The organism is Pseudoduganella rivuli, assembly GCF_009674485.1.
GTDB classification, from domain to species: domain Bacteria; phylum Pseudomonadota; class Gammaproteobacteria; order Burkholderiales; family Burkholderiaceae_D; genus Rugamonas; species Rugamonas rivuli_B.
In genome coordinates this window covers 59,304-70,879 of sequence record NZ_WKJJ01000004.1, presented here as the reverse complement: position 1 = coordinate 70,879, position 11,576 = coordinate 59,304, and the positions used below count along the sequence as shown (strand labels likewise).

The window sequence follows — 11,576 nt, the reverse complement described above, 5'->3', positions numbered from 1 at the left end:
GGTCCGCTCCGTGTCGGGCTGCGGCGCGGGCAAGTCTTCCTGGCTCATTGCTTATTTCCGGATGGCCCAGAACTCCATTTGCAGCCCGGGGAATTCGCCCGCCACGTGCATGGCAAAGCCAGCGGAACTCGTCAGCTGTTGCCAGTATTCGCTGTTGCGGTCCAGTTCAAAGTAGACAAAGCCCGCGTGGAACGGCAACTGGCGCGGCGCCACCGGCAATGGACGCAGCGCGATACCCGGCAATTGCAGGTTGACGAGGTCGCGGATCTTTTCCACTGACCCGATCTTGACCTGGCGCGGGAAGCTGGTGCGCACGGCTTCCGGCGGCATGTGCGCATTGACCATCAGGATGAAGGACGCGGATTTCACCAGTTCCGGGTCGCGCATGACCGCCACGCGGATGCCGAACTGGCGTTCTTCCAGCGGGATCGGCACGGCGTGCGTATCCATCACCATCGACAGCGCCTGGCGCAAGTCTTCCATCACGGGCAGGAAGGTTTCGCGCAACTGTTCATGCCGGTACACCGGATACTGGACGGCGCGCTTGGTCCCGGGCGAAAACGTGGCCAGTTCCCCCGCCAATTGCACGGCGGCGCGGTAATACTCTTCGGGATGCAGGCCCGTCATCGTGGCCAGGTGGCCGAACAGCGGTTCCGCGCGGTTGATCACTTGCAGCAGCAGGAAGTCGGCGATTTCCGCCGCGCCGGCCGAACCGGGTTGCGACAGCCGGTTACCCAGCGCGTCGCCGCGCTGGTGCAGCAATCCCACCACTTCGTCGGCAAAGCTGCCCAGCCGGTGCGCGACGCGGAAATCCAGGCATGGCGGGCAGTATTCGGTGTCGAGCACCACGCGGTTGTCCGGGCGGCGCTCGATCACACGCGCCACGCCGATGCAGGCATAGGCGTTGGCCACGTCGGTTTCCAGCGCCAGTTTTACGCGCATGCGCCCGACCTGCATCAGCGCACTGTTATCGAGGCCGTTGCTGTCCCACGCTTCATGGTCGACCGCGCCGTGCCGCGCATAATTGTCGGCGGCCGGGCTGTCATTGGTTTCCGGAACCCCGGGGCGGCGCAGCGGCAGCGCCAGCACCACCAGCGCATTGCGCGCATCTTCCGGGATGTCGAACGGCAGCGGCAAATCATCGTCCTGCGGCAGCGAGAACGGCGTGCCGTCCGGCAGCACGCCGCTGCACGACAGGATCGCCAGGCGGCCCAGCGCCAGTTGCTGTTCGTCGATCTTCAGCGATGAAAAACCCCACGCATAGGGGCGCAGGCGGCCGACACGGCTTTCCAGCTGGGTTTGCAGGTAGCGGTCGTGCTGCTGCAAGTGCTGCGGCTGCAGCAGCATGCCTTCAGACCAGATTACTTTACGGTTCCACGACATAGGGTTTTCTCAATTCATCTCTGTTCACGGATTACGGTGCAGGCGGCCGATCTGGTCTTCGTAGGCCGCCGAGAATTTTTCGCCGAACAGGTGCTGGAAATCGTCGTCCGCTTCGCGCACGATATCGTCGTACAGCGCGCACATGCTGTCCCACATACGGGCCTTGCGCGCCGTGGTCATCATCTTGTCCATCACGCCTTCCGGCTCCTGCGCCTCGATCTGCGCCGGGTCGAAGCGCACCATCACGCCTTTCAGCGCGGCGCGCATGCCGGCAATCACGGCCAGTTCGTGCGCCTTCAAGTCGTCGTAGGCGCTGCCGATGGCTTTCACGGGCGGCATGTAGCCGCTCATGGCGTTGGTCAGCATTTGCGCCAGCGCGCTTTCCGCGTCCGGGAAGAATTTCAGCGGGTTGTTCGCCTGCGCCCCCAGCACCGTCATGTCCAGCCGGCTTTCGCGCTTGGTCATGGCGCGCGCCATCAGCACCGCCATGGTGCCGGAAACGGCTTCGCGCAGCATGGCGCCCGCCAGTTCCGCTGTTTCCACGGGACTGCGGTTCAGTTGCAACGCCGACAAGCCCATGCCGCGCAACAGCGCCTGCAGCACGGCATCACCCTGCCCTCCCTGCATTGCCGGCTGCGGCGGATACGGGTAAGCCGCGCCGCCCGGATACGGCGGTGGCGCAATGCCGTGTCCCGGCTGAGGCCAGCCCGGCTGGGCCGCCGGTTGCTGCGGCGCGGATTCCGGCCATGCGCCGTGCGGACCCGCACCGGACGCGGCAGGCCAGCCCGGCATGGACTGTGGTTGCTGTATGTGATGCTGCACGTGGGCCTGCGGCGGCACCGGCTGCGCCGACATACCGGGAATACCCGGCATGGTGTGCATGGCCGCCTGCGGCGCCGGCCAGCCGGCTTGCACCGCAACCGGCGCAGCGCCGGCGGCCTGCACGGCGGACGGGGCGCGCGGCGCCATCAAATCCGCCAGCGGATCGTAATCGTCGGGAATGAAGACCGCCGGTGGCGGCGGCGCGGTCGGCGCGGCGGTTGGCGTGCGCATCACCAGGACCGTCGGTTCCGGCGCGTAGGGCGAAGGCGCCAGCGGCGACGGTTGCGGCGAACCGGCCGCCGGGAATGCCGCAGGCCATGCCTGTGCGGCGGGCGCCTGGCCCGTTGCCTGGAATGGCGCCGGCCAGCCTTGCGCTTGCTGCGGTGGTTGCGGCGGCGGGACATAAGGCTGCGCCGGCACTCCCTCCGGCGTGGCGATCGCGGGCTGCTGCCCCGGCAGCAATCCACCGTGCATCGGCATGAATTGCGGCGCCGCGTGGTCCGCTTCCGAACCTCGATAAGCGGCGATCTGCTGCGGCGTCGGCACCTGCGCCTCGCCCTGCCGGCCCAGGCCCAGCGGGTCGTTGGCCGACGGCGCGGCCAGGCCATCGAAATGGCCCGCCACGTCCAGCACTTTCATGCCGGCCAGGGTATCGGCCACCGGCTCGAACTGGGGTGGCGCGGACCCGCCCGGCGCAACCGGTTGCGCCTGGAATGGCAATGCTTCGGACGTTTCCGTACTGAACACGGGCGGCGCGAGGCCGGACGGCTGTTCCACCAGCACTTCCAGCACGTAATCGCCGATCATCAGGCGGTCGCCGTGTTCCAGGCTGGCCACCTTGCCGGCGCCGACTGGACGGTCGTTGATCCAGCTGGGATTCGCGCCCAGGTCCATCAGCGTATAGCGGCCGTCGGCAAAATCGATCTTGCTGTGGTTGCGCGAAATGTATTTGCCCGGATCGGGCAATTCCAGGTCATTGCCGGCCGCACGGCCGATGGTCCCGCCCAGCTGGTCGAAACGGCGCTCGACCGGCGCGGCGGGCGCCTGTTTTCGGTAGGTCTGCACTCGCAGGGTTAAAGACATTGGTTCTATTCTGTTAGTCGCAGCGGCAATTATAAAGGCGCCCTTGCCGCTCTCAAAGGCTACGTCAGTTAATCTTCACCAGTGCGCCTTCAATCGTCATGATGGCGCCGGACTTCACGGACATCATCGCCCCGGACTTCACGGTCGCATTGGCATCGGCCTGCAACAGCAGTTCCGGCGACTTGACCGTGATCTTGGCCGGCTCGATCTTGATGCTGCTGCCGCCCACTTTCAATTCTATCGACGTCGTGGCTTCGATCACGATGGTCTTGCTGCCGGTGGTCTTGATATCGCCCGTGACGGCGGTTTTCTGCGCGCCGGCCACGGTGATCTTCTCGTCGCCGTCCACCTTCACCGTATGTGCACCGGTAATGGTGGTGGTCTGGTCACCACCCACCGTCAGCTTGCGGTCCTTGTCCACGCCTACCGTCTGGTTGTTATTGACGGTGACCGTCTGGTCGTTCTTCACCGTGGTTTTCTGGTCATGGTCGATCGCCACCGTATGGTCGTTGACCACATGTTCCTTGTGGTCGTGGCCGACATCGAGGCTGCGGTCGTTCTTGATCTGGATGGTCTGGTCACCCTTGTCCTTCTTTTCGAAACCGACTTTCAGGGTGTCGTTGTTCTTGACCACGCGGTTGAAATCCTTTTCCGCCTGGATGAAGATTTCCTCGCTGTCCTTCTTGTCTTCGAAGCGCAGTTCATTGAACCCGCCGCCGCCCTTGGACGTATTGGTCTTGACGGTGGATTTGGTCTGCTCGCCCGGCAGCGCATAGGGCGGCATCGCATCGCCGTTATAGACGCAGCCTGTCACCAGCGGCCGGTCCGGGTCGCCCTCGAGGAAACTGACCACCACTTCCATGCCGATGCGGGGAATGAAGATGCTGCCCCAACCCTTGCCGGCCCACGTTTGCTGCACGCGCACCCAGCACGAACTTTTTTCATCGTCCTTGCCATCGCGGTCCCAGTGGAACTGCACCTTGATACGGCCATATTTGTCGGTCCAGATTTCCTCGCCGGATTTGCCGACCACCATGGCGGTCTGCGGCCCCTGCACGAACGGCTTGTTGTGAATGCGCGGCGGCCGGTAATTATGTTCCTTGCCCACGGCCTTGAATTGGCACTGGAAATCCAGCGGTTCCGCGCCGCCGCTGGCATATTCGTCTCCTGTGACCTCATATTGCGCGGCCGTGACGAGGAATTCGCGGTTCTGGTCGTCGCGCGGATGATTGGCCAGCTTGAACAGGCCGCCCGGCGTCAGGCCCCGCACATTGCCGTTGCCGGCGATTTCCTCGCACTGGCCATGCAGGCTTTCCATGCGCCCCCGCGCCAGGCTGGTGCCGGTGCCGGCCACCGTGTAGTTGCCGGGATAATCGTACTGCTCGAACGATTGCTGGCCGAAGGCCGCGGCAATCGTGGATTTCACCACAAGGCCGCCGCTGGTGCTGGAGGCGGCTTTTTCAAAGTCGAAGTCGTTCAGCACGTAGGCGCTGGACTGGATTTCGCCATTCGCTTCCCAGCCATAGACCGCTTCCTGGTCGACGATACGGCGCCCTTCCTCCCCGGAGAACTCCACCGTGCCATAGCCGGGAATCGTCGCATGAGCGCCATACGAATCGGCCAGCACCATGGTGTGCTTATCCTCGTCGTGCGTGAAGTAGTAATAAATGCCCGCTTCTTCCAGCAGGCGGCACACGAAATGAAAGTCCGTCTCGCGGTATTGCACGCAATATGGCAGCGCCTCGTAGGTGCCGGACAGTGAATTGACATCGAGGTTGACCACGCCACCGTACGACGCGTCCTGGCACACGGCCTTGACGATATCGACCACGGACTTTTCCTGGAAAATCCGGCAATTCGACGCCCGCGTCAGCAGCCACAGCCACGGATGCACGGTCGCTTCATAACGGGAAAAGCCGTCGCGCCAACCCTGGCTGGCAAACCGGGTCACGATGCCGTGGAAATGGCGCTTGGAGCCATCGGCCAGCCGCACGTGCACGCCCAGCGGCTTGCCCAGCACGTCGGCGATTTTCACGTCCGGCTTGGCGGACAACAGTTGCACGCGGAATTCGGACAGGCGGCCCAGCTGTTCGCTGCCCGTCATGCGGTCGAACAGCAGCACATCGGCGCCGGCCTTGGTGGTAACGGATACTTGACGGTTGGCTTGCGTAACTGGCATGGGACGAACGCGCTTATGGAAACTTACGGAATCATGGTCTTGACGGTGCCGGCATTGGTGAAGCCGATCACGCCGCCCCAGTTGCACATGCACTTGGCGACGTTGTCGAGCGCCGGCATATTGGCGATCAATACAGTGGGCGCGCCCGGCACCCAAGGCGCGGACGTCATCGGGATGCACGGCATCGGCGTCAGCACGCCCATGGCGGCGGCGGTGGCGGCAGCCACCGTGGGATTGGCCGGCGAATTGCACATGCCGAACGGCATAATGTTCAGCATCGGCACATGGTCCATGATATTGGCCGCCGGCGGGCCTTCGGCCAGCACTTTATTCTTTGGCAGCACCACCAGCGATGACGGTGCGGCGCCAAACGTGCACGTCATCATGGCGCCCATCGATACCTGGTTCGGCATAGTTCCCCCACACTACAACGGCAATCTTGCCGAATAACCTATTATGACTGATAAAGCTGTCTTAAAGGTAAGGTTTTAGAGTAAGCTGCGCGCACGACCTATAGCGCCACAACCATACGGGGAGACTGCCATGGCCGCTTCGCTGATATTCGAATTGGGCTTCGCCTTGCCGGACGCGCAACCTGCCGCGCCGGGCCAGCCGTTCCGCATCCTGCTGCTGGGCGACTTCAGCGGGACGAACAAGCCGCAGGCGCTGGCGCAACGCGCCGCGCGCCGCCTCGACATTGACAACTTCGACCGCGAACTGGCGCGGCTGGCGCCCGCCATCGGCGCCACCGTGGACGGCGACGCCATCGCGGTGGAGGTACGGGAACTGGACGATTTCCATCCCGACCAGCTGTATCAAAAATCCCACGCCTTCACGGACTTGCGCGCCCAGCGCGAGCGCCTGCGCAATCCCGCCACGTTCGCGCAGGCGGCGCAGGACTTGACGGGACAGGCGCATGCGCCTGCCGCCCCGGCGCCGCAAGCGGCGGCGCACACCCCGCTGGACCGGCTGGTGCGGCAACTGGTGGGCCAGTTGCCTTCCGGCCCTGACCCGCGCCAGGCCGATTACGTGGCGGCCGCCGATGCCGTGATCGCGTCGCGCATGCGCGCCCTGTTGCACGATCCGGCGTTCCAGCGGATGGAAGCGACATGGCGCGGCGCGCATTTGCTGACCACCAGCCTGGAACTGGGCGACGAATTGCAATTGCATGTGCTCGACGTCGGCGCGGACGAGTTGCGCGCCGACCCGCAGGCGCTGCACCGCGTACTGACCGAGCGTGCCGGCGCGGACAGCGAGCCGTGGTCGCTGCTGTGCTGCCTGCATGGGTTCGATACCGGCGCCACCGATATCCATACGCTGTCGGTACTGGGCGCACTGGCCGCGCAGGCGCAAGCCCCGCTGCTGGCCGCCGGCACGCCCGGCGGCGGCGACGCCGAAACCGCGGCGGATTGGAACGCGCTGCGCGCCAGCCAGCAGGCAAAATGGATTGCCCTGGCTTGCCCGCGCATCCTGCTGCGGCTGCCCTATGGCAAAGCCACCGATCCCGTCACCGCGTTTGCCTTTGAAGAAACCGATGGCGGGTTCGAACATGAACACTACCTGTGGGGCGCCGGTTCGCTGGCCTGCACCGCCATGCTGGGCCGCGCGTTCCAGGAAAACGGCTGGGACATGACGGCCAGCGACGTGCTGGACCTGGACGACTTGCCGGCCCACGTGGTGCGCCGCGACGGCGAGTCGCATTTGCAGCCATGTGCGGAAATGCTGCTGGACGAATCCGCGCGCGATGCGCTGTTGCGGCAGGGCGTGATGCCGCTGCTCAGCCATAAACAGCGCGCGGCCGTGCGCCTGGCGCGCAGCCAGTCCATCGCCGATCCCGCCGCGGAACTGTCCGGGCCTTGGAATACCTGATTTTTTGACAATGACCCGATGAGAAAATCCAACACAAAAATGGCGCGCAAGACCGAACGCCAAAAGATTTCACTGAACGACGCGCTGCAACTGGCCATCGACACGCACCGCCAGGGCCAGCCCCGCCTCGCGTCGCAGCACTATGCCGCCATCCTCGAGGTGGCGCCGCGCCACCCGGACGCGCTGCACTACATGGGCGTGGCGCAGCACCAGCTGGGCCACCACGACGCGGCGCTGCGCCTGATCGGCAACGCGCTGGAAATCGCGCCCGATTACGTCGACGCCCGCAACAACCTGGGCAACGTCCAGAAGGAAATGGGGCTGTTTGCGGAAGCGGAACAGTCATACCGCCAAGTGCTGGCGGCCCGCCCCGACTTCGCACTGGCCCACAACAACCTGGGCGTGGTGCTGCGCGCGCAGGACCGCTTGCCGGAAGCGGCGGAATGCTACCGCGCCGCGCTGGCGATTGCCCCCACGTTCGCGCAGGGCTGGATCAACCTGGGCCACGTGCTGAAGAAAAACGGCGAGGAAAAGGAAGCGCTGTCCGCCTACCGCAACGCGATCCTGCACTCGCCGGAAAACCCGGAAGCGTACCGTAACCTGGCCCGCGCGCTGGTATCGCAGGGACGCCGCGAGGAAGCGCTGGAAATTTACCGCCAGTGGGAAAAGTTCGAACCGGACAATCCCGTGGTGCGGCACCATATCGCGGCTTGCGAAGGCGCTGGCGCGGCCGCGCCGGAGCGCGCCTCGGACGCCTATGTGCAAACCGTGTTCGACCGCTTTGCCGGCTCGTTTGACGGCGTGCTGGAAAAGCTGGGCTACCGGGCGCCGTCGCTGTGCGGCGACATGGCGGCCCAGTTGCTGGGCGCGCCGCAGGCCGCGCTCGACATCCTCGACGCCGGTTGCGGCACCGGCCTGTGCGGCCCGCTGCTGCGCCCCTTTGCCCGCCGGCTGGACGGCGTCGACCTGTCGGCCGGCATGCTGGCCAAAGCCAGGGAACGGGGCGGCTACGATGCGCTGCATGAAGGCGAACTGACGGCCTGGCTGCAGCAACAGCGGCAGGCGTGGGACATGATCGTGTCAGCCGATACGCTGTGCTATTTCGGTTCGCTGGACGCCGTGTTTGCCGCCGCCGCGGGGGCCTTGCGCGGCGACGGACACCTGGTCTTTACCGTGGAGCAGACGGTCGATGCGGCGCCGGACGCCATGTCGCTGCTGCACCCGCATGGGCGCTACAGCCATGCGGAGCATTATGTGCGCGCGGCGCTGGAACAGGCGGGATTCGAGGTGCGCGAGTTGCAGCACATCACGTTGCGGCAGGAGGCGGGCAAGCCGGTTGCAGGACTGCTGGCAGGGGCACGCAAGCGTTAGCAACGGAACACAAATTCCGTAGGGCGGCTTGGTTTCATCAAGCCGCCATGCATGCGCCACGTTGACGCACGCACGGCGGCTTCGCCTGCGGCAAAAATCCCGCGCGGCGTGCCTGCCGTATCAGGCGAATCCGTAAGCGAACTCGCCCCCCTCCACCGTCACGTTCACCCCGTTGATTTCCCGTCCCTCGATCATGCGGTTCAGGAATTCGCGGCTGATATCGGGCAGCATGGTGTTGGTGAGGATCGCATCGATCATGCGGCCGCCCGATTCGCCTTCCGTGCAGCGCGACACCACCAGCTTCACCACGTCGTCGCCATATTCGAACGGGATCTTGTAGCGCGCTTCCACGCGTTTCTTGATGCGGTTCAGTTGCAGGCGCACGATCTGGCCCAGCATCTGGTCGGACAGCGGGTAGTACGGGATCGTCACGATACGGCCCAGCAGCGCCGGCGGAAACACTTTCAGCATCGGCGCGCGCAGCGCCTTGGCCATGCCTTCCGGATCGGGCATCAAGTCCGGATCCTTGCACAGGCCCGCGATCAGGTCCGTACCCGCATTGGTGGTGAGGATGATCAGCGTGTTCTTGAAGTCGATGAAGCGGCCTTCGCCATCTTCCATGAAGCCCTTGTCGAACACCTGGAAGAACATTTCATGCACGTCCGGGTGGGCTTTTTCCACTTCATCCAGCAACACGACGGAGTACGGGCGGCGGCGCACGGCTTCCGTCAGCACGCCGCCTTCGCCATAACCCACGTAGCCCGGTGGCGCGCCTTTCAACGTCGATACCGTGTGCGCTTCCTGGTATTCGCTCATGTTGATGGTGATGAGGTTTTGCTCGCCGCCATACAGCGCTTCGGCCAGCGCCAGCGCGGTTTCTGTCTTGCCGACGCCGGAGGTGCCGGCGAGCATGAACACGCCGATCGGCTTGCTCGGGTTGTCCAGCCCCGCGCGGGACGTCTGGATGCGCTTGGCGATCATTTCCATCGCATGGTCCTGGCCGATCACGCGCTGGCCCAGGATGGACGCGACCTTCATGATGGTTTCCATTTCATTGCGGGCCATGCGGCCGACCGGGATGCCGGTCCAGTCGCCCACCACGGAAGCCACTGCCTGGTAATCCACGGTCGGCAAGATCAGCGGCGATTCGCCCTGCAATTCCGCCAGTCTGGTCTGCACGTCCTTCAACTGGTCCATCAGCGCGGCGCGTTCGGCCGGATCCTGCACGGCATTGCCGTTGCCGACCTCGCCACCTTCCTGCTGCGCCGCCGCTTCCAGCGTGCTGCCCGTGCCTTCGACCGGTTGCGCGCCGTCGCGCAGTTTTGCGCGCAGCGCCAGCAACTCGTCGACCAGCCCGCGCTCGGCATTCCAGCGCGACTCCAGGCCCGCCAGGCGCTCTTCCTCGGCCGCCAGCAAGCTGGTGGCATCGGCTTCGCGCTTGAGCGTATCGACGCCGATGGCGTTTTCGCGGGCAATGATGCCCAGTTCCGTCTTCAGCGCTTCGATGCGCTTGCGGCTGTCGTCCACCTCGGCAGGCGTGGCATGCAGGCTGACGGCCACGCGCGCGCAAGCGGTATCGAGCAGGCTGACGGATTTGTCCGGCAACTGGCGGGCGGGAATGTAGCGGTGCGACAGCTTGACGGCCGCTTCCAGCGCTTCGTCGAGGATTTGCACCTTGTGGTGTTTTTCCATGGTCGACGCCACGCCGCGCATCATCAGGATGGCCCGCTCTTCGCTCGGCTCGTCCACCTGCACGGTCTGGAAACGGCGGGTCAGCGCCGGGTCTTTTTCAATGTGCTTCTTGTACTCGGCAAACGTGGTGGCGCCGATGGTGCGCAACTGGCCACGGGCCAGCGCCGGTTTCAGCAGGTTGGCGGCGTCGCCGGTACCGGCCGCGCCGCCCGCGCCCACCAGCGTATGGGTTTCATCGATGAACAGGATGATGGGCTTGGCGCTGCCCTGCACTTCATCGATGACGGAGCGCAGGCGCTGTTCGAATTCGCCTTTCATGCTGGCGCCGGCCTGCAGCAAGCCCACGTCCAGCACCAGCAATTGCACGTCCTTCAGGGTCGGCGGCACGTCGCCCCGCGCGATACGCTGCGCAAAGCCTTCCACCACGGCGGTCTTGCCGACGCCGGCTTCGCCGACGAGGATCGGGTTGTTCTGGCGGCGGCGCATCAGGATGTCCACCACCTGGCGGATTTCATCGTCGCGGCCCACGATCGGGTCCATCTTGCCGCTGCGCGCCTGTTCCGTCAGGTCCACCGTGAATTTCTTCAGCGCTTCCTGCTTGCCCATGGCGGCCGGTGCGATGGCGCCGGACGCTTCGCCCGGCGCGGCGCCGCCGCCCGTGGCCTGGAAGCCGTCCGTTGCCGCCATGCTGGACTCCGGCGAATCCTTCAGCAGGGCCGCGAATTTTTCGCTCAAGTCGTCGGCCTTGATTTTCTGGAATTGCTGCGACATGCCGTACAGCGCATTGCGCAGGCCGGACGTCTTCAGCATGCCCACCAGCAGGTGGCCGGAACGCACTTGCGATTCGCCGAACATCAGCGTGCCATACACCCACGCGCGCTCGACGGTTTCTTCCAGCTGCGACGAAAGGTCGATCGACGACGTGGAGCCGCGCGGCAGGCGGTCCAGCGCGGCGGTCAGGTCGCGCGCCAGCGCGGCCGCATCGATTTCATAGTGCTTGATCAGGCGCAGCAGGTCGGAATCCTGCAATTGCAGGATCTGGTGCATCCAGTGCGCCAGTTCCACGTACGGATTGCCGCGCAATTTGCAAAACACGGTGCTGCTTTCAATGGCGCGGTAGCAAAGGGAATTCAGTTTGCCAAACAGGGCGACGCGGCTGATTTCTGCCATGATGTTT

The 11,576-nt window shown here is 64.9% G+C and carries 7 protein-coding genes; 2 read left to right on the top strand and 5 right to left on the bottom strand.

Going from position 1 to position 11,576, the window contains the following annotated elements; all coding sequences use genetic code 11:
* Positions 1-51 precede the first annotated feature (51 nt).
* The 4 genes from tssK to GJ700_RS07315 all read right to left on the bottom strand — a co-directional run bounded on the left by tssK (position 52) and on the right by GJ700_RS07315 (position 5,880).
* On the bottom strand, positions 52-1,383 hold the full coding sequence (gene tssK, locus GJ700_RS07330; RefSeq protein ID WP_154372152.1) for a type VI secretion system baseplate subunit TssK: 1,332 nt from the start codon (positions 1,381-1,383) through the stop codon (positions 52-54).
* 24 nt (positions 1,384-1,407) lie between these two features.
* Positions 1,408-3,288: a type VI secretion system-associated FHA domain protein TagH gene (tagH, locus tag GJ700_RS07325; protein ID WP_154372150.1), complete on the bottom strand. Its 1,881-nt coding sequence runs from the start codon at positions 3,286-3,288 to the stop codon at positions 1,408-1,410.
* 64 nt (positions 3,289-3,352) lie between these two features.
* Positions 3,353-5,467: a type VI secretion system Vgr family protein gene (locus GJ700_RS07320; protein WP_154372148.1), complete on the bottom strand. Its 2,115-nt coding sequence runs from the start codon at positions 5,465-5,467 to the stop codon at positions 3,353-3,355.
* Positions 5,468-5,490: 23 nt separating this feature from the next.
* Complete coding sequence (locus tag GJ700_RS07315; RefSeq protein ID WP_154372146.1) at positions 5,491-5,880, bottom strand: DUF4280 domain-containing protein; 390 nt, start codon at positions 5,878-5,880, stop codon at positions 5,491-5,493.
* Between the two features lie 130 nt (positions 5,881-6,010).
* On the opposite strand from GJ700_RS07315, the gene GJ700_RS07310 reads away from it, so the two are divergent.
* Complete coding sequence (locus GJ700_RS07310; protein ID WP_154372144.1) at positions 6,011-7,336, top strand: type VI secretion system contractile sheath domain-containing protein; 1,326 nt, start codon at positions 6,011-6,013, stop codon at positions 7,334-7,336.
* 18 nt (positions 7,337-7,354) lie between these two features.
* Entirely contained in the window at positions 7,355-8,707 is a 1,353-nt protein-coding gene (locus tag GJ700_RS07305) for a tetratricopeptide repeat protein (protein WP_229506859.1), read from the top strand.
* A 120-nt stretch (positions 8,708-8,827) separates the two neighbouring features.
* On the opposite strand, the gene tssH is transcribed toward GJ700_RS07305, so the two are convergent.
* Entirely contained in the window at positions 8,828-11,569 is a 2,742-nt protein-coding gene (gene tssH, locus GJ700_RS07300) for a type VI secretion system ATPase TssH (protein WP_154372142.1), read from the bottom strand.
* Positions 11,570-11,576: the final 7 nt, after the last annotated feature.